The 19,131-nt window shown below is 67.9% G+C and carries 16 protein-coding genes; 3 read left to right on the forward strand and 13 right to left on the reverse strand.

The features are described from left to right. Positions 1 to 91: 91 nt before the first annotated feature. A complete protein-coding gene (locus BLW41_RS08670) occupies positions 92 to 2,464 on the forward strand; it encodes a transglycosylase domain-containing protein (RefSeq protein WP_177169433.1) in 2,373 nt (790 codons plus the stop codon). Between the two features lie 16 nt (positions 2,465 to 2,480). Here the strand turns inward: BLW41_RS08670 and BLW41_RS08675 are convergent, their stop codons facing one another. The 11 genes from BLW41_RS08675 to BLW41_RS08725 form a co-directional block, all read right to left on the reverse strand. Further along, the gene (locus BLW41_RS08675) at positions 2,481 to 3,137 is read right to left on the reverse strand and encodes a DNA-3-methyladenine glycosylase (RefSeq protein ID WP_093118217.1); all 657 of its coding nucleotides are present in this window, start codon (positions 3,135 to 3,137) and stop codon (positions 2,481 to 2,483) included. Next, positions 3,134 to 4,504 carry an argininosuccinate lyase gene (argH, locus tag BLW41_RS08680; RefSeq protein ID WP_093118219.1) on the reverse strand — a complete coding sequence of 457 codons (1,371 nt, stop codon included), beginning with the start codon at positions 4,502 to 4,504 and terminating at the stop codon, positions 3,134 to 3,136. The genes BLW41_RS08675 and argH overlap by 4 nt, the downstream gene beginning before the upstream one ends. A gap of 13 nt (positions 4,505 to 4,517) precedes the next feature. Next, positions 4,518 to 5,660: a DegT/DnrJ/EryC1/StrS family aminotransferase gene (locus BLW41_RS08685; RefSeq protein WP_093118221.1), complete on the reverse strand. Its 1,143-nt coding sequence runs from the start codon at positions 5,658 to 5,660 to the stop codon at positions 4,518 to 4,520. Beyond that, positions 5,657 to 7,279, reverse strand: coding sequence for a citramalate synthase (cimA, locus tag BLW41_RS08690; protein ID WP_093118223.1), 1,623 nt, complete (start codon positions 7,277 to 7,279; stop codon positions 5,657 to 5,659). Before cimA ends, BLW41_RS08685 begins: the two co-directional genes overlap by 4 nt. Before the next feature lie 110 nt (positions 7,280 to 7,389). Next, on the reverse strand, positions 7,390 to 8,319 hold the full coding sequence (locus BLW41_RS08695; RefSeq protein ID WP_093118225.1) for a branched-chain amino acid transaminase: 930 nt from the start codon (positions 8,317 to 8,319) through the stop codon (positions 7,390 to 7,392). 22 nt (positions 8,320 to 8,341) lie between these two features. Beyond that, complete coding sequence (gene leuB / locus BLW41_RS08700; RefSeq protein WP_093118227.1) at positions 8,342 to 9,373, reverse strand: 3-isopropylmalate dehydrogenase; 1,032 nt, start codon at positions 9,371 to 9,373, stop codon at positions 8,342 to 8,344. Next, positions 9,366 to 10,121, reverse strand: coding sequence for an enoyl-CoA hydratase-related protein (locus tag BLW41_RS08705; RefSeq protein WP_093118229.1), 756 nt, complete (start codon positions 10,119 to 10,121; stop codon positions 9,366 to 9,368). Before BLW41_RS08705 ends, leuB begins: the two co-directional genes overlap by 8 nt. Before the next feature lie 4 nt (positions 10,122 to 10,125). Further along, positions 10,126 to 10,689, reverse strand: a complete 564-nt coding sequence (leuD, locus tag BLW41_RS08710; protein WP_093118231.1) for a 3-isopropylmalate dehydratase small subunit — start codon at positions 10,687 to 10,689, stop codon at positions 10,126 to 10,128. 43 nt (positions 10,690 to 10,732) lie between these two features. Continuing rightward, a complete protein-coding gene (gene leuC / locus BLW41_RS08715; RefSeq protein WP_093118233.1) occupies positions 10,733 to 12,091 on the reverse strand; it encodes a 3-isopropylmalate dehydratase large subunit in 1,359 nt (452 codons plus the stop codon). Then, complete coding sequence (locus BLW41_RS08720; protein ID WP_093118235.1) at positions 12,091 to 12,753, reverse strand: helix-turn-helix domain-containing protein; 663 nt, start codon at positions 12,751 to 12,753, stop codon at positions 12,091 to 12,093. The genes leuC and BLW41_RS08720 overlap by 1 nt, the downstream gene beginning before the upstream one ends. A gap of 51 nt (positions 12,754 to 12,804) precedes the next feature. Then, a complete protein-coding gene (locus tag BLW41_RS08725; RefSeq protein WP_177169434.1) occupies positions 12,805 to 14,058 on the reverse strand; it encodes a PucR family transcriptional regulator in 1,254 nt (417 codons plus the stop codon). A 158-nt stretch (positions 14,059 to 14,216) separates the two neighbouring features. On the opposite strand from BLW41_RS08725, the gene BLW41_RS08730 reads away from it, so the two are divergent. Then, a complete protein-coding gene (locus BLW41_RS08730; RefSeq protein WP_093118239.1) occupies positions 14,217 to 15,272 on the forward strand; it encodes an acyl-CoA desaturase in 1,056 nt (351 codons plus the stop codon). Here BLW41_RS08730 and BLW41_RS08735 read toward each other — a convergent pair. Together BLW41_RS08735 and BLW41_RS08740 are read right to left on the reverse strand one after the other, a co-directional pair. Further along, positions 15,269 to 16,588 carry an iron-containing alcohol dehydrogenase gene (locus tag BLW41_RS08735; protein WP_093118241.1) on the reverse strand — a complete coding sequence of 440 codons (1,320 nt, stop codon included), beginning with the start codon at positions 16,586 to 16,588 and terminating at the stop codon, positions 15,269 to 15,271. The genes BLW41_RS08730 and BLW41_RS08735 overlap by 4 nt on opposite strands. Then, entirely contained in the window at positions 16,585 to 18,189 is a 1,605-nt protein-coding gene (locus BLW41_RS08740) for a 2-isopropylmalate synthase (protein WP_093118243.1), read from the reverse strand. The genes BLW41_RS08735 and BLW41_RS08740 overlap by 4 nt, the downstream gene beginning before the upstream one ends. A 219-nt stretch (positions 18,190 to 18,408) precedes the next feature. Here BLW41_RS08740 and BLW41_RS08745 point away from each other — a divergent pair, with 219 nt between their 5' ends. Next, on the forward strand, positions 18,409 to 19,110 hold the full coding sequence (locus tag BLW41_RS08745; RefSeq protein ID WP_093118245.1) for an SDR family NAD(P)-dependent oxidoreductase: 702 nt from the start codon (positions 18,409 to 18,411) through the stop codon (positions 19,108 to 19,110). Positions 19,111 to 19,131 lie beyond the last annotated feature (21 nt).

The following is a 19,131-nucleotide window of genomic DNA, read 5'->3' on the forward strand; positions in this document are numbered from 1 at the left end:
CAATGCTAGACTCGCCCGCCGACCGCCAGGGGAGCGGTCCCCGGGCGCAGCAGAGAGCGCAGCACGCAATCCGCGCCCGCTCCGACCACCGATGGAACGACCGCCGACACTCGTTCCCGTCGCCGATCGCCAGCAATCCGACGTATTGCGCCCGAACGGCGGCTCCGAGCTGCGCCCGCCAGCAACTCGCACGCGCGTGAAGTGGTTGCGGCTAGCTGTCGTGTTGCTGGCGCTCGCGCTGCTCGCGGCGATCTCGACGCTGTTCGGGATGTTGATGGCGGTTGCCAGCGACCTGCCCGCACTCGAGAACGCCGCGGAGTACCGTCGCGCCCAGAACTCTGTTCTCTACGCCGACGCAGGAGGTGGACGGCGGGGACCTGCGATCGCGCGGCTGACCGGCAACGACCACCGCATCCTGCTCTCCCAGGAGCAAATTTCGCCGCACCTGAAGAACGCGGTCGTGGCGATCGAAGACCGTCGGTTTTACGAACACCGCGGGGTCGACTACCAGGGCATCTTGCGGGCCCTGGTCCAGGACGTGCTGAACCGCCGTGCCGTACAGGGTGGCTCGACCATCACACAACAGTTCGTAAAGAACGCGCTCTCTGCGCAAAACCGGCGCACGGTTCTTCAAAAGATGCGCGAGGCGGCACTCGCGTATCACCTCGAACGGAAATGGTCGAAGCGAAAGATCCTTACTGAATATCTCAACACCGTTTATTTCGGTAACGGTGCTTACGGCGCGGAGTCTGCGGCTCGTACGTACTTCGGCCGGACTCTCGATCCCGCGCGCTATGGAACCCCGGGCACCCCGCCGAACTCGAGCCGGGGAGTCCTCGACGGCGAGCCGCTGGCAGCTCGCCTCGATCCCGCGCAAGCTGCGCTCCTGGCCGGCATGATCGCCTCGCCGAGCCTCTACGACCCGATCCAGAATCCGCGGCGCGCCAGGGCCCGGCGCAACCTTGTGCTAAGGCGCATGCTGGAGCAGGGCTATCTGACGCGCCAGCAGTTCAACCAAGCATTGGCCGAACCACTCCCCACCCGCGCCGACATCACTCCCCCAAGCCCGGATTCCGCCGACCCCTACTTCTCCACTTGGGTAACGCAAACACTGGTCGACCGCTACGGCGCGGGACTCGTCTTCGGCGGTGGGTTGCGCGTAACCACGACTATCGATTGGCCGCTACAGCAGGCAGTACGCAACGCAATCAGAAGACACCTCAACGGAGTCGGGCCTTCGGCTGCGGTGGTGGCGATCGAGAATCGAACCGCCGAAGTGAAGGCGATCGTCGGCGGTGACGACTATCTCCGCCGGCCCTTTAACGTAGCCGTGCAGGGTCACCGTCAGCCCGGCTCAGCGTTCAAGCCGTTCATCTTGATCGAGGCGCTGCTGCGCGGCATCTCTCCCGACCGCACCTTCGTCTCGCGGCCCAAACAGTTCCGCGTACCTGGGTCCCCAGGCGAGGTATTCCGCGTCAACAATTACGAAAACCACTACGCGGGGATCACCACCCTGCGCAGCGCTACGGCGAGCTCCGACAACTCCGTTTACGCCGAACTCGGACTTACCCTTGGCACTCGTCGGATCGCTCGTCTGGCGCAGCGCATGGGCATCGAGACACCGGTCTCGACGAACCCGGCGATGACGCTCGGTGGCTTGAGGATCGGACTGTCCCCACTCGAGCTGGCCTACGCCTACACGACGATCGCCAATCGTGGGCTGCGGGTGAGTGGCACTCTGGCCACGCGACCGCTGGGACCAGTAACCATCGAACGGGTCGAGGGAAGCGGTCGCGATGACCGCAACCGCGTGCGTGCACAACGCGTCTTTCCGACCACCATCGGCGAGCAGGCACAGCAGGTCTTGGCTGGGGTTCTGCAGTACGGGACGGGCCGAGCCGCGCGAATCGGGGAGTTCGCCTTCGGCAAGACCGGCACTACCGAAAACTACGGCGACGCCTGGTTCGTCGGGTCCAACCGCGAACTAACAGTGGCCGTGTGGGTCGGCTACCCCGACCGCCTCAAGCCGATGCTCACCGAGTACGGGGGCAAACCGGTGGCGGGCGGCACCTATCCGGCGCTGATCTGGCGCGACGTGATGCTTTCGTGGATCCAACTGCGCGACCAGCGTCGGCGCCAACGAGGCGTTCAGGAGCAACGATCCCTGGCCCCACCCGTACCGTCGCCGCCAACCGCGCAACCGGGCACGGGGACTGCTGCGGAACCGCCGAGGCGGACCACCACCGCGCCCGCACCGCTAACACCGAAGCCGCAGGCTGGGGCGGGCTCGGGCACGTCCGGCGGCTTGGCCCCGCCACAACCTTCGGCGCCTAGCAACAGCGGCCAGGCGCCGAACCAAGCACCGCGGTCGACGCCACCCTCGACGCCATCACCGAGCGCGCCCACTCCGCCCTCACGAGGGGGCGGCGCAACCCCGCCGAGCGCCGGCTCTGGATCGGGCTGAGCCCCGACGAAGGCGTTCAGTCGCGAGTCCCCGCGACCTGCGGTGGCGTCGGCCGCGGACGCGACAGGAAACGGCTCTCGGCGAGACAGAACCGCCAAGGGAGATCGACGGCGCGGCTGATCCCGATGCGCGGCGCAGCGACGATCGCGGACGCTCGCGGCCGTCCCCCTTCAAGTGCGAAAAGCCGAATCGGACCGTCAACCAGCGAGGTACCGTCGTGTTCGAGCTCGATAGCGAACGCTTGACAGAGCTTGCCGGGGCCCGAGCAAAGGTCCTCGAGCCGCTCCACGCCGCGGCGTTTGCGCATTGCAGCGATGCCGGCAAGCGGCTCGACGGCGCGCACCAGGACCGCTGCACCCACGCCTTCGTCCTCACAGACGACGTTGAAGCAGCGATGGATGCCGTAGGCGCGGTAAACGTAGGCGGTGCCCGGAGGGCCAAACAGCGAGCGGCAGCGCGGCGTCCGCCCGTTGTGGCCGTGGCAAGCGGGCTCGCGCTGGTGGTAGGCCTCCGTCTCAACGATCCTTCCAAGCGTGTCACCGACTTGCAGCAGGCAGCCGAGAAGTTCGCGCGCGACAACCAACACGTCACGGGCGTAGAAGGACTCTGCGAGCGGCGGACCGATCGCGCTGCTTCCGCTGGACGGCGCTGCCCAGCCCGAAAGCGTGCTCATGCGTCTGCCGCGAGACGGGTGCGCGCGTTTGCGACCTGTTCGCGTACGCGCGCCAGCGCCGTGCCGCCTGCTGAGATTTTCGACTCCAGCTGTGCCTCGAGCGCGAGGGCCGAGCGAACGGCTTGGGGATCCAACTCCGCGAGCCGCGACCGCAGGGTCGCGTCGTCGAGCTGCGACAGCGTCACCCCCTGCTCGACCGCCTCCCGAACTAGTGCCCCGACCCGGCGATGCGCCTCGCGGAACGGAACCCCCGCGCGTACGAGCATGTCGGCGATGTCCGTGGCTGCCATGAACTCGTCGCGGGCCGCGCTCTCCATGCGCTTGCGGTTGAAACGCAGCGCTCGCAGTTGCTCGGCCGCGACGCGCAAGGCGAGCTCGAGCGTGTCCACAGCATCGAAGAGGTGCCGCTTGTCTTCCTGCAGGTCCTTGTTGTAGGTGAGCGGCAGACCGTGCAACACGCCGAGCAGGGCTGCCAGCGCGCCGCTGGCGCGCGGCGCCTTCGCCCGGAGCAACTCGGCCGCATCAGGGTTTTTCTTCTGTGGCATCAGGCTCGATCCCGAGGCAAAGCGATCGGCTGATTCGCAGAATCCGAACTCGGCTGACGACCACAGAACCACCTCGGCGCCGAGCTGCGACAAATGGGTTGTGCAGATCGCCGCCGCAGCCAAGTAGTCGAGCACGCAGTCGCGTGAGGAGACCGCGTCGAGCGAGTTCTCCGCGATCCGCGAGAAGCCCAGCTCGCTGGCGAGGAAGCGACGGTCGTTGGCGAACGTAACGCCGGCTGCAGCGCCACTGCCTAGCGGTAGTTCATCGGCGAGGTCGACAACGTGGCGGAAGCGGCGGCGGTCGCGATCGAAACGCCAGAAATGTGCGAGCAGATGGTGCGAGAGGTAGACCGGCTGCGCCCGTTGCAGGTGGGTGTACGAGGGCAGTGCCCAGTCGAGATGCTCCTCTGCGCGTTCGAGCAGCACTGCCATCAACGTCGACAGCAAATCGATCGCGGCCTCGGCGCGTTCGCGCACGAACATCGCGACGTCCGTGGCGACCTGGTCGTTGCGCGAGCGGGCGGTATGGATCTTCGCCCCGACCGGGCCCACCAGTTCGGTGAGACGGCGCTCGATCGCCATATGGATGTCCTCGTCGTCGGCGCGGAACGGGAAGTTCCCGGCAGCGAGTTCCGCCTCGACCTGATCGAGCCCCTTCAGAAGGGTCGCCAGCTCGTCGTCGCTGAGAACACCGATGCGGGCGAGCATCCGTGCGTGGGCGCGGGATAGACGGACATCCTGCGGCCAAAGGCGGCGATCGCAATCGAGCGACCGGTTGATCGCCTGGAAGAGCGGATGCTGCGGCTCGGCGAAGCGGGACATTCGGCGCGCCAGTCTAGGTACCGGCGCGGACTCGGCCGATCGCTCGCTCTAGCTCCGTGGCCACCTGATCCACATCGCTCTCGCGCATCCTCGAATGGAACGGCAACGCCAGCGAGCGCTCGGCCACGTGCTCGCAGACTGGAAACTGCCCAGGGCGGTAGCCGAACCGCTCGCGGTAGTAGCTGAACAGGTGGATAGCCGGTAGGTACGGCTTGGTCTCGATTCCACGTGCCCGCAAACGCTCGATGACACCGGCGCGGTCGACGTCCCCCGGTAGTTGTACGCAGAAGACGAACCAGCTGCGGCGCGCGCCGGCGCTGTCGGGACACGGCAAGCCCAGCCCCTCGATGCCGCTCAGCCGCTCGCGGTACCAGGCGGCTACCCGTGCGCGCGCCGCCAGCAGCTCATCAAGACGCTTGAGCTGTGCGATACCGAGCGCGCAAGAGAGTTCGTCGAGGCGGTAGTTGAAGCCCAACCGGACGTGGTCCAACCAGCCCATGTCGGGAGCACGCCCCTGGTTGCGCTCCGAGTCGACGCGGGCCTTGGTCGCAGCGTCGGGACACACGAGCGCACCGCCCTCGCCGGTGGTGATCTGCTTGTTCGGGTAGAAGCCGAAGGCCGCAAGGTGACCGCGTGCACCGACCGCGACACCGTCGTCGTGTACCGCACCCAGCGCCTCGCACGCGTCCTCGACGATCCAAAGTCCATGCCGGCGCGCGATCGCCTCGAGCGCCGGCAGATCGGCCGGGTAGCCGAAGATGTGGACGGGCAAGAGCCCCGTAGTGCGCTCGCTGACCGCTGCCGCCGCAGCCTCCGGATCGATGTTCAGCGTCACCGGATCGATGTCGCAGAACACCGGTCGCGCTCCCTCGTAGACGATGCAGTTGGCGGAAGCTACGAAACTGAACGGGGTCGTCACGACCTCGTCGCCGGCTTCGATCCCCGCGGCTCGCACCGCCAGATGCAGCGCGGCGGTCCCGCTCGAAACGGCCGAGACGTGCTCGACGCCAAGACGCTCGCCGAGCAGCGCCTCGAACTCGCGCAACAGGGGGCCCAGCGAGAGCCGCCGCGAACGTAGCGCGGCGACCACCAACTGCTCCTCCAGCGGCCCGATGTCCGGGCTCGCGAGCGGCAGCCTGGGGCTTTCCGCGCTCACCGTGAGCGCTCGGCGACGGCCGGTCGATGATGCTGCGCGCGCCGCGGCAACATCCCCGCCTCGAGCGAGTCGACCAGCGCCTCCCAGCTGGCTTCGATGATGTTCTCCGAGACGCCGATCGCGCCCCACGTCTCGACACCGTCGCTGGCGTCGATCAGGACTCGCGTGACCGCACCCGTGCCCTTGGTCTCGTCGAGGATCCGCACCTTGAAGTTGACCAGTTCGATCTCCTGCAGGTGCGGGTAGCGCTCGACGATCGCCGCGCGCAGCGCACGGTCGAGCGCGTTCACCGGTCCGTTGCCTTCGGCCGTTCTGACGTAGCGCTTTCCGTCGACCCAGAGCTTGATCGTGGCCTCGGTCTCGACGCGCCCATCGGCCCGCTTCTCCGAAATCACACGCCAAGACTCGAGCCGGAAAAGAGGCTCGTAGTTGCCCGTCTCTTTACGGATCAGAAGGTCGAGGGAGCCATCTGCCGCCTCGAACTGGTAGCCGTGATGTTCGAGCTCCTTGACGCGCGCGATCACCCGTTGCGCGGTCTCTTCGTCGATCTCCAGCCCGGTCTCGTCGGCGCGCGCTTGGATCGTCCCCTTGCCAGCCAGCTCCGAAACGAGGATCCGCCGATCGGCTCCGACCAACGCCGGGTCGATGTGCTCGAAAGTTCGAGCATCGCGATTGACACCAGCGATGTGCATCCCGCCCTTGTGCGCAAACGCGTTCTTGCCGACGTAGGGCTGATTCGGATTGGGCGTGACGTTGCAGATCTCGTCGATCAAATGGCTTATCTCGGTGAGTCGGGCGAGCTGCTCCGGGCGCACGCAATCGAAGCCCATCTTGAGCTGGAGGTTCGGGATGATCGTCGTCAAATTGGCGTTACCGCAGCGCTCGCCATAGCCGTTGATCGTTCCCTGCACGAGCCGCGCACCGGCCTCCACGGCCACCAGCGTGTTGGCAACGCCGCATCCGGCATCGTCGTGAGTGTGAATTCCCACCAGCACGCGATCGCCTAGCTCCTCGACCACGCGCGCCGTGGCGGCCGCGACGGCGCCAGGCAAGGTCGCGCCGTTGGTGTCGCAGAGGGTTACGCATTCGGCACCGGCGTCCACAGCCGCAGCCAGACAGCGGAGGGCATAGCTGGGATCTTCGCGCCAAGCGTCGAAGAAGTGCTCGGCGTCGTAGATCACGCGCTTCCCGGCGCGCACAAGGAAGGCCACGGACTCCTCGATCATGCGCAGGTTTTCCTGCGGATCGACCTGCGTGACCTTCTCCAGGTGCAGCTTCCAGGTCTTGCCGACGATCGTGCACACCGGCGCGAAGCAGTCGGCGAGCAGACGCAGCGCGGGATCCTGCTCGGCCGCCAGATCCCGCCGGCGGGTCATCCCGAAGGCAGCGATCTGCGCGTGCTCGAAGGTCTCGTCGGCGAGCAGTGCGAAGAGCGTCTCTTCCTTCGGGTTCGAGGCCGGAAAACCAGCCTCGATGAGGTCGACTCCGAGGCGGTCGAGGGCGTGCGCGACGCGCACCTTCTCCTCAGCCGACAGTGACATGCCCTCGCCCTGCATGCCGTCCCGCAGGGTCGTGTCGTAGACGACTACGCGCTTGTTCTGATGACTGCTGTGTTCCATCGATCGTGAGCCTCGTGTCGGGTTCGTGCGGAAGGGAGCGGGAACGGTCGGACGGCGCGCGGAGCGCCCACGCGCCGTCTAGGTAATTCGCCGCTGCCGTCCGCTTCGACTCACGCAGTCTTCGATGTTATCGGCACCGGGTCGAGCCACCTTTCGTAGCGGGGATCGCGCCCGTGCAGCGCATCGTCGAAGACCTGCTGCAGTTGGCGCGTAACCGGGCCCGGCGGACCGATCTCGATGTCATCGATCTGACGCACCGGCGTGAGCTCAGCGGCAGTGCCGGTGAGGAATACTTCGTCGGCGAGCAGAAGCTCGGCGCGCGCGATGTCGCGCTCCACCAACTCGAAGCCGAGATCGCGGGCGATCTCGATCACCGAGGCACGGTTGATGCCCTCGAGGATGCTCGCGGTACGTGGCGGTGTCGCAATCACCCCGTCGCGCACGATGAAGACGTTCTCACCGGTCCCTTCGCAGACCATGCCGCGGTGGTCGAGCAGGATCGCTTCGTCGTAACCGGCCTTGAGGGACTCGATCTTCGCCAGCACCGAGTTGAGGTACTGACCGGTGGCCTTGGCGTGCGGGATCAGCGACTCCGGCGAGATCCTTCGCCAGCTCGAGATCTTCGCGCGGATGCCGTTGCGCTTACCGTCCTCGCCGAGGTAAGCGCCCCACTCCCAAACCGCGATCGCCACCTCGACCGGATTGTCGAGCGGGTTGAGGCCCATCGGGCCGAAGCCACGCCAAGCGATCGGCCTGATGTAGCAAGAGCGCAAGCCGTTGCGGCTGATCAGCTCGTGGGTCGCGGCGCGCAACTCGTCGACCGAGTAGGGCAGCTCCATGTAGTAGAAGCGCGCCGAGCGCTGCAACCGCTCCAGATGCTCACGGTGGCGGAAGACGGCCGGCCCCCGCTGCGTCTCGTAAGCGCGGATGCCCTCGAAAACGGCGGTTCCGTAGTGGAGCGCGTGGGTAAGGACGTGGACCTTGGCGTCTTCCCACGGGACGAACTCACCGTTCAGCCAGATCAGCTCGGCACTCTTCACCGGCTCAGCTCTCCTTCGATGATCAGAGGTGGGCGAGGACCGCTCTCGTGGCCTCCTCGGTCGTCGCGCTCCCGCCCAGGTCGCGCGTGCGCAAACCCTCCTCGAGCGCGCGTTCGATCGCCGATTGTAAACGGGCCGCTTGGTCAGCCATAGCAAGTCCGTGGCGCAGCATCAGCACGACCGAGCCGAGCATCGCCAACGGATTGGCGATTCCCTGCCCAGCAATGTCGGGTGCGGAGCCGTGAACGGGTTCGAAGAGCCCCGGCTTACCCGGCTCACCGAGCGAAGCGGAGGGCAGCATGCCAAGCGAGCCGGTGAGCATTGCCGCCTCGTCGGAGAGGATGTCGCCGAACATGTTCTCCGCCAGGATCACGTCGAACTGCCGCGGGTTCGCCACCAGTTGCATCGCAGCATTGTCGACCAGCATGTGCTCGAGCTCGAGGTGCGGGAACTCTTGCCGCCCGACCCGCTCCACGACCTCGCGCCAAAGCCGTGAGGTCTCGAGCACGTTGGCCTTGTCGATGCTCGTAACTCGCCGCCGTGCGCTGCGGAAGGCGACGCGTGCGATGCGCTCGATTTCGCCGACCGTGTAGACGCAGGTGTCGTAGGCGCGCTCCCCCTCGCGGCCACGCTCGCCGAAGTAGATGCCGCCGGTCAGTTCGCGCACGACCAGCAGATCGCAGCCCTCCACCACCTCCCGCTTCAATGGACTCGCGTCGAGTAGCGCCGGCAGCGGCCGGACTGGCCGCAGGTTGGCGAACAGACCGAGCTCACGACGAAGGCGCAACAAGCCTTGTTCCGGTCGCGGTGCTTGCGGGTCGGTGGTGTCCCACTTTGGTCCACCGACGGCCGCCAGCAGCACCGCGTCAGCGCGCTTGCAGGCGGCGAGAGTTTGGTCGGTGAGAGGAGTCCCGTAGCGGTCGATCGAAGCCCCCCCGACGAGATGCTCCTCAAATTCGAACTCACCGAGGCGCTCGAGCACAGCCCTCGCGGAGGCCATGATCTCGGGACCGATCCCATCGCCTGGCAGTAAGACGATGCGTCGCTTAGCCATCGCTCGCGAGCTCCTTGCGGCGCATCGACCACATCTGGGCGGCTCGCTCGAGCTCCAGCGCAGCCGCCCAGGAGATCGCCGGCGGCCCTAGCTCGAGGCGAAGCGAGCGGGCGGTCCGCCGGGCGAGCTCAGGGTCGCGAGCCGCCCGCTGGGCGAGCGCTAGAGCGGTCTGTTCGACCTCAGCATCGTCGACCGCGCACCAGGCCAGTCCGAGCTCGGCGGCACGACGACCGTCGATCGCCTCGCCGAACAACGCCAGCGCGGCGGCTGCTTCGCGCACACCGGTACGTCCGAGCAGGGCCCCGTGCCCACCGCCCGGATGCAACCCGATCGGCATGAACCCGGAGATGATGCGGGCGTCGCTGGCCACCACCCGCAGGTCAGTGGCGAGCATCAGGTTCAGCCCGGCCCCGACCGCGCCGCCGCGGACCGCTGCGATCGTCGGTGGCTCGAGTTCGCCGACCCGCGCGAACGCCCGATAGATCGCGCCCATGCCGGAGAAGGCGGCGGGAGCGGCCGGGTCGCGTCCGGCCTGCGCGAGCGTCCCGCGATCGCCGCCCGAGCAAAAGAACCCCCCCGCGCCCTGCACGACGACCGCTCCAACGCTTAGGTCGCTGTCGATCTCGTCGCAGACGGCGGCGAGCTGCTCGGCCATCGAAACTGTCAACGCGTTGCGGCGCTCGGGCGCCGCGAGCGTGATCGTTGCGACCCCGTCCGGGCGCCGCTCGAGCGTTATTTCCTCGGGCATTGGTTCAAACCAAGCTGGTCGTGACCGGACCCGGCCGCTCGCGCTCGCGCTCGTAGCGCTCGATCGCGTCGGCCTGAGCGAGCGTCACCGCGATGTCGTCGAGACCGTTCAAAAGGCGGTGCTTGACCTCGGGATCGATCTCGAAGGTCGCCTCGCCGCCAGGCCAGCTCACGGTTTGTGCGGGAAGATCGATGCGGGCTCGACCGGCGCTCATCACCGCGCGCACCTCGTGCTCCTCGAGCACAACCGGCAACAGCCCGATCTTCGTGCAGTTGGAGTAGAAGATGTCGGCGAAGCTCGGGGCGATGATCGCCTCGAAGCCGTAATCCTGGATCGCCCACGGGGCGTGCTCGCGCGACGATCCGCAACCGAAGTTCGGTCCGGTAGCGAGGATCGGGTTACGCGGCAACTCGAAGCCCGGTTCCTGACGCCAGTCGTAAAAAAGGAATTCGCCGAACCCCGTTCGTTCGATCCGCTTCAGGAACTGTTTGGGGACGATCTGGTCGGTATCGACGTTGGGGCGGTCGAGCACCGTCACACCGCCCTCGATCACGCTGATCGGCTTCACCGCCCGCTGACCTCCGTTGCTGCCCGCCGGTTTGCTGCGCTCATCAGTTCCAGTTGCGGATGTCGACGAAGTGACCCTCGATCGCGGCCGCAGCAGCCATGCGTGGGCTGACGAGGTGCGAACGAGCGCCACGTCCCTGACGCCCCTCGAAGTTGCGGTTCGACGTTGAGGCGACGCGCTCACCCGGTCCGGCGACGTCGGGGTTCATTCCCAGGCACATCGAACAGCCCGCCGTCCGCCACTCGAAACCGGCGTCTCGGAAGATCTTGTCGAGACCTTCCCGTTCCGCCTGCTCGCGAACCTGCATCGACCCGGGCACGACCATCGCCCGCACTCCGGGAGCGACCTTGCGACCCGCGACTATCTCCGCTGCCTCGCGCAGGTCGCGCAGACGCGAGTTCGTGCAGGAACCGATGAACACCCGGTCGATCGCAATGTCCTGGATCGGCGTGCCCGGTTCCAAACCCATGTACTCGAGCGCCCGCTCTTCGGCGGGGTTGCGCGGCTCGGGGACGCGCCCCGTGACGTCGACCACCATCGCCGGCGTCGTGCCCCACGTAACCTGCGGTGCGAGTTCGGAAGCGTCGATCACAACCTCGCGGTCGAAAACGGCGTCGGGATCGCTGCGCAGCGCCAGCCACTCGTCCACCGGCAAGGGATCCGGCGCCGCTGGACGCCCCTCCAGCCACTCGAAGGTGCGGTCGTCCGGAGCGATCATGCCGGCGCGCCCACCGCCCTCGATCGTCATGTTGCAGATCGTCATCCGCCCCTCCATCGGCAGGCGCTCGATTACCGGGCCGGCGTACTCGATCACATATCCGACACCGCCATCGACGCCGATGCGGCCGATCGTGCCCAAGATCAAGTCCTTGGCGGTAACCCCGTAGCCGAGCTCGCCCTCGTAGCGGATCCGCATCGAGCGCGGCTTGCGTTGGCGAAGGGTTTGCGTCGCCAACACGTGCTCGACCTCGCTCGTCCCGATCCCGAACGCGAGCGCTCCGAACGCGCCGTGCGTCGAGGTGTGCGAGTCCCCGCAGACGATCGTCATGCCCGGCTGCGTCACGCCCAACTCGGGGCCGATCACGTGCACGATCCCTTGGCGTTTAGAGCCGATCGAGAAGATCGGGATCCCAAACTCGCGGCAGTTTCGCTCGAGCGTCTCGACCTGCTTGCGCGAGAGCAGGTCGCGGATCTCCGCGGCGCTCCGGGCGCCATCGGTGGGCACGTTGTGGTCGGCCGTCGCGAGCGTACGATCGGGCCGCCGGACGCGCCTCCCCGCGAGCCGCAGGCCTTCGAAGGCCTGCGGCGAGGTCACCTCGTGGACCAAGTGCAGGTCGATGTAGATCAGCCCCTCGGCGACCTCGTGCGCCTCCCAGATCTTGTCGAACATCGTCTTGCCCATCAGCGCCTCCCGAGAGCAGCGGTTACCACGGCGAGAAACTCGGCACTCCCTCGGCCGGGATTGCGGAAGTGGTGGGGAAGGTCGGCATCGAAAGTGGCCGCATCGCCGACTCCTAGTTCGTGCGTTTCCCCGGCGATCGCTAGTTGCACGCGCCCTTTCTGAACGAAGACGGTCTCGCGACTACCGGGACCGTGCAAGGGCGGATCGTCGGGGCCGCCGGTCGCCGCACCCGGCGCCAGTCGATGCAACGAGACTTCGACGCGCTCACCAGGCAGCGGTGGCGTCAACACCTCGTAGCTGTGGCCGTCGTGCTCGCCACCCCGCCGGCGCCGATCAGCCCGGACCACGACGATGCCAACGCTCTCATCGATCCGCAGCACCTGCGAGAGCGACAGACCGAGCCCGTTGGCAATGCGGGCAGCGACGCTCAGTGTGGGGCTCGTCTCACCGCGCTCGACTTGCGAGAGCATCGGTGCCGACACTCCCGACCGCTCGGCTAGCTCGCGCAACGACAGCCGGCTCGCCTCGCGAAGCGCGCGCACGCGCGCACCGAACGTGGCGGCGGCCAGCGGCGCGGCAGGAGCGGCCGCCCCTGACGAAGCCGCTGCCGCCGGGCGGGTCGCGTACGGCGAATCGTTAGCCACGGCGTCTACCCCAGCCATCGCTTTGTACGTTAACACGAACGTTCGTTATACCGAACAAGAGAGTTCGAGTTAAGCGAGGCCCAGTTGCTTGGCGCGCAACGCCAACTCGAGCTCCAGACGTGCCTGCGGATCCTCGAGCTCCGGCCCGAGCAGTTCCCGCAGGCGCGACAGCCGGTAACGCACAGTTTGTGGGTGGACGCCGAGCCGCTTGGCGACGCGGTCAATCCGACCACGCTCGGCAAGCCACGCGGCGAGTGTCCGCTCGAGGCGCTCGCGGCTGCGCTCCGGCAAACCAGCGAACGCTCGGAACGCGCGACGCGTCACGCGCGCCAAGGCGTCGTGGTCGGCAGCCAACAGCAGCGCCAGCGGATGTTCGTCGGCGAACAGCGGCCCGCCGGCCCCGCCGAGCGCACCCGAACGCACGAGCGGCAAGAGGCGCCGTGCTCCCTCGTAACTACGGGCCGCCGCTAGCACCCCCACCTCCGGACCGACCACGGCGCTTGCCGTCGCGAGTGCCCGGACGAGCTCCGCGCGCGCGCCGGGAGCACTCGGGTCGGCGACGATCGCGCACGTGAACTCCTCGTGCTGGGCAACCAGCGCACGCTCGCCCAAACGTCCCGAAACGGCTACCGCGCGCGCATCGGTGAGGACCACGGCGATCGTCTCCGGCAACCGCCAGCCGCACTGCTCGGCAGCGGCCCGCACCAGCGACGGCTCCGGGGCGTCGGCGAGCAAGAGCGTCAAGAGTCGCTGGCGGCGTTGTTGGCGCTCGCCCAGCGAGTCCGCCTGCTCGAGCGCGTAGCCCTCGATCGACTCCGCCGACAGCTCGTCGATGTAGGCGAAGATCGACTCGGCGAGGTCGTAGAGAATGCTCGGGGCGACACCCGCGCCCGTCCCGATCTCGGCGAAGCGTCGCCAGGCCACCCGCGCGCCGACGCGATAGGCCGCGAGCAGAGCGTCGATACCGCGCCCCGAACGAGCCTCCGCGCGCCCCAGCTGTACGTAGACCTCGGTTTCCCCGGCCGCCGGCTGATCGCTCCCGATCATCGCCAAGAAGCGCCGCAAGGCCTCTTCCACGCCGAGGCGCAAGGCCTGTCCGAAAGGTCCGTCGAGGGGGCGCCGGTACTCCGGCACGTCGCGCCGGATCGCACGAATGATGTCTTCCACCACGCTCGCCGTGTGTGGCGCGAGCGCCTGCGCGATCGCCGGCGGGAGCCGCCGCCAGGGGGCCTCGTTCGGGCGACCGGGCGGCGCGACCACGTGTGCTCCTTGCGTCGCGCGGTCGGTCGGCGCAGACTGCGCCTCGCCTGCCTCGGACCCCATTTGTACGAAACCTACAACTTTCTCGAGTCCAGCTGTGCGTCGGATCATGAGCCGGCCCCATCGCGACGCCGTTTAGATCAAAAAGGACGGGCGGGGGACCCGCAGAGGCTCCTCCGCAGGCAGCGATTGACACGAGCGAGCAAAAGAAGAGCTAGGTGATGGGCAATTCACAGGGACCGACGGCAACCACAACGCGACCGAGCAGCGACAGTCGTGAACACGCTTACGGCGCCGCTACCGGTGGGCGCAACCACCACCCGAGCTCGGTGCGGCAGTCGCAAAAACCGCCATCGCCTGCCCGCGAGCACGAAGACGGTCAGCTGCCGCTCGCTCACAAGCTAACGATCCTCGGCGGCGTGATCGTCCCCTTCGCGGGAACGATCGCTGCCGTCGTTCTGTTGTGGAACCAATTCGTTTTCGCTCACGATCTGGTGATGCTCGCGGTCGGTTACGTGCTGTCCGCACTCGGTATCACCGTCGGTTTCCACCGGTACTTCACGCACCGCTCGTTCGAGACCAAGCCGTTCGTGCGCTACACGCTCGCGGTCCTGGGCTCGGCGGCGGTGCAGGGACCGGTGATCGGCTGGGTCGCCGACCATCGCCGTCACCACGCGCACTCCGACCAGGATGGCGACCCCCACAGCCCGCACGTCGGGCACGGGCGCGGTCTGCGGGGTGCTCTCAAGGGTCTCTACTGGGCGCACATGGGCTGGCTGTTCGACGGCAGCACGCGCGGCAATCGTCAGCGCTACGCCCCCGAGCTGTTCGAGGACCGCGGGATAGTTCTCATCGACCGCCTCTTCGTCCCGATCGTCGCTGCCAGCTTGGTCCTGCCGTTTGGCCTGGGCTGGCTGATCGGCGGATCGCTGACCAGCGCTCTAACGGGTCTCGTCTGGGGCGGCCTGGTTCGGATCTTCTTCCTCCACCACATCACCTGGAGCATCAACTCGGTCTGCCACTTCTTCGGCCGCCGGCGTTTCGAGACCGAGGACCGCTCGACCAACGTCTTCTGGCTAGCGCTGCCCTCAATGGGCGAGTCTTGGCACCACAACCACCACGCTTTCCCGCGATCGGCCGAACACGGCCTGCGCTGGTGGGAGATCGACGTCTCGGCGCTCGTGATCAAGGGGCTCGAACGGCTCGGACTGGCGTGGAACGTGGTCCGCGTCCAGCCGGAGCGTCAGCGTCAGCGACTGGCTGCGAACGAGACCTAGCGGTCGTTCGGCGGGCTCGTGCCGCTGTCGGCGGCTGCGTCCGCAGGGGAGGCGGCCGCGTGGGCAGAGTTGGCTGCATCCTCGGGGTCGCCGGCTGCGTCCGCAGGGTCAGCGTAAGCGAGCCAGAGGTCGGCTGCGTCGCGGATCGTCGCCACCACGTCCTCCTCGCTGACTGGAAACGCGGTGGCCGTGGTCGCTGGGTGCGCCTGCACGCGCGCGGCGATCTGCCGCAGTCGCTGGGCGACTCGCTCGCTCAGAGGCCGCTGACGGGCGAGCGCTAGCAGCTCGCACGGCGGCCTGGCGCCGGCAGCAGCCAATAGCTCACGCAGCCTGCTCAACGCCTGCGCGCGCGGCATCGCGGCGGCGTCTTCCTCGCCCCGCAGCACCGCTGAACCGCGCGCCAGCGCCGCTAGCCAGGCATCGACGGCGGTCGGCGCGTAACGGGCGGCCCGACCCGCGCTAGCCGGCAGCACCGCGGCGTTGGTAGCTGCATGCGAAGAGCCCAACACGCGCACGAGGGTCTGACAGAGCGCGTGATGGAAGGCGATCCCCGCCTCGCCCGAGGCCCAGCCGGCCAGTAGCCCGCCGCTGGCGAGCGTGGTGTAAAGACCCCGTTCGGGGTCCTGATCGGCGCCGGGCACCGAGGTGGGCTCCCCAGCGGCCGGGGCGCGCAGCGCGGCAAGCCCTTCCAGTCCGCAGGCCAAGGTTTCGGTGGCGAGCAAGGCGGATGCCGTCGCGACCGGAGTCGCAAGCCGCGTGTAGAGCGCCTCCAGCGCGTGAGCGAGGGCGTTGCCGGCGCTCTCAGCGAGCAGCCGCGGCGGCGCTGAGGCGAGCAGCTCGGGGTCCCAAACGACGAGCTCGGGTCGTACCGTCCGGGCACCTTCGTACCCGCGGGGGAGACGGTGGAACCCGGTCAGCTCGGCCCCGCTCAGCGTCGTCGGAACGGCGGCGCAGCGTCCGCCCGTGACCGCTGCGACGGCCTTCGCGCAATCGATCACGCGGCCCCCGCCGACCGCCACCAGATCGTTGCCGCGCAGCTGTTCCAGGAGCTTGCCCGCGAGCTCCTCGACGAGACCTATGCCGACCCGCACGATCGGACGTCCCGTGCTCTCAAGCCAGCTCGCGTTGACGGCCGATCGGCCGGTTACGAACACGACCTCGCGGAACCCGCGGGCATCGAGCAGGTCAGCGAGCTCCCGGCGCGCCCCCCAGCCGAACCGGATCAGGCGGCCGTCATTCGACCACGCGAACGACGCACTGCCGGCGAGCAGTTCGACCGCCGCCGAGTGGCCGGCGCGGCCGCTGCCCGAGTTCACGGAGTCGGCGCCTCGCGCGCGGCGCGCTGGAGGTGGTGTTCCGCTTCCGCGGCGGCCGAATCGGCGAGAGCGTTCGAAAGCGCGCGGACGTACGCCTTCCCCGACGCCTCGATGATGTCGGTGGAGACGCCCACGCCGCTCGCCACGCGACCGTCGAGCTCGATCTGGACGGTGACCTCGCCGAGCGCGTCACGCCCGCCGGTCACGGCGCCGACGCGGTACTCGCGCAGACGCGCCTCGCGCCCGATCGCAGCGTTGATGGCGCTGAACAGCGCATCGACCGGCCCATCGCCGGTGAAACTCCCCGACACCGTCTCGCCATCCGGCGTGCGGACCTCGACGCGCGCAAGTGGAGCTCGCCGCGAAGATGCCTCCACGTCAAACGCCACAAGCTCGTAAGCCTGCGGGCGATGCTTGATCTCGTCAGAGACGATCGCTTCGAGGTCGAGCGCCGTCACCTGCTTCTTCTTGTCGGCGATCTCCTTGAAGCGCTGGAACGCCTGGTTGAGAGCGGCCCCGTCGACGCGCAGTCCGAGTTCCTCCAGAGCCTTGCGCAGAGCGTGCCGTCCGGAGTGCTTGCCGAGCACGATCTGGTTCGATTCGAGGCCGATCGTGCGCGCATCCATGATCTCGTAGGTGGTGCGGTCCTTGAGCACGCCGTCTTGGTGGATCCCGGCTTCGTGGGCGAAGGCGTTGCGCCCCACGATCGCCTTGTTCGGTTGCACCGGGTAGCCCGTGAGACGCGAAACGAGGCGGCTGGTGCGCGCGATCTCCCGCGTGTTGATCGCGGTCCAAAGACCGAGCGTTGGCTCGCGGGTGTGCAGGAGCATCACGATCTCTTCGAGCGCCGCGTTGCCCGCGCGTTCACCGATGCCGTTCACCGCGCACTCGACCTGTCGGCAACCGGCCATCAAGCCGGCAAGGGAGTTCGCGACCGCCAAGCCGAGATCGTTGTGGCAGTGCACCGAGACCGTGACCTTGTGCAGGTCCGGCACCAGCTCGTAGAGCCGCCGGAACATCTCGGCGTACTCGTGCGGCATCGTGTAGCCGACGGTGTCCGGAACGTTGATCGTGGTCGCGCCCTCGTCGATCGCGATTTGGATTACCTCCGCCATGAACTCGACGTCCGAGCGCGACCCGTCCTCGGGCGAAAACTCGACGTCGTCGCAAAGCTCACGCGCATAAGCCACCGCTGCTCGCGCCTGGCCCTTTACGTCCTCGCGCGTGGTCTGGAGCTTGCGCTCGATGTGGATGTCGGAGGTCGCGATGAACGTGTGGATGCGCGGCCGCTCGGCGTCCTTGATGGCGTTCCAAGCGGCGTCGATGTCCTGCTTCGCCGTGCGCGCGAGCGCGCAGATCACGGGACCCTCGACCTCGCGCGCGATCAGCTGCACCGCCTCGAAGTCGCCGGGCGAGGTGATCGGGAAGCCCGCCTCGATCACGTCCACCCCGAGACGCGCCAGCTGGTGCGCGATCTCGAGCTTCTCTTGCGGGTTCAGCGAAATGCCCGGCGACTGCTCGCCGTCACGAAGGGTCGTGTCGAAGACCAGTACGCGATTTTCCGGTCGGCGTTCGGGCTTGTCGGTTCTTGCTTCGCTCACGTCGCTCCTACCTCCCCTGATCGGACCTACGTCTTCTCGCCTTCACTCCGGCCGCGACAAGCGGCCAAACAGCACCTCACTCCCCCCGAAGGGGGAGGAGCAGCAAGAGCCGTAGGTCGCGTAGGAACGACACTGCGCTGAAGGCTAGCAGCGGCCTGCCGTGCGAAGGGACGGAGCCGCTACTTGAGCCTCCGTAGCGGCTAGCGCGTATCAGGGGCGATGGATCTCTGCGGAAAGTCGCTCGTGGTCGTCGGCGGAACCGGGGAAATCGGGCGCGTGCTCGTACGGGCGCTGGCCGAGCGCGGCGCCCGGCCGCGCGTGATCGGACGCAACACGGTGCAGCTCGAGCAGGTCGCGCGCTTCGCTGAGCGCACCGCGCGCCTCGATCTGCGCGATTCGTTCGCCGCCCGCCGGGCGCTCGCAGAGGTAACCGACGACGCGGGCTGCGACGGCCTTTTGTTGTGCGCGGGCCGAGTCGCGTTCGCCGAAACCGGCAAGCTGCCGGCACCGCTGGTGCGCGAACTATTCGAAGTGAACTTGCTCGGGGCGATCAGCGTGATCGAGGCCGCCTTGCCGCTGATCCGCACGCCGGGGGTCGTCGCCGCGCTGACCGGTGCCGTGGTGCGCACCCGCCCTGCGCGCATGGCGCACTACGTCGCCGCCAAAGCGGGGCTGTCGGCGTACCTCGACGTGCTGCGGCGCGAGCACCGCCGCCGGGGACTTTTGGTCGTCGATGCCCAGCCTCCGCATGTCGAGACCGGCTTCGCTTGCCGCGCGATCTACGGTTCACCGCCAGCACTCCCCGCCGGCATCAGCGCAAGTGAGGTCGCGGAACGGCTGCTCGACGCGATCAGCGAGGATCAGCCGGTGGTGCAGTGGCCGCTGCCCGCCACGATGCGCGCCGGCAGACTCGCGTCCTGACGCTCGACCGGCCTCCGCTCG

The sequence above is a fragment of the Thermoleophilum album genome, from assembly GCF_900108055.1.
In the GTDB taxonomy this organism is placed as follows: domain Bacteria; phylum Actinomycetota; class Thermoleophilia; order Solirubrobacterales; family Thermoleophilaceae; genus Thermoleophilum; species Thermoleophilum album.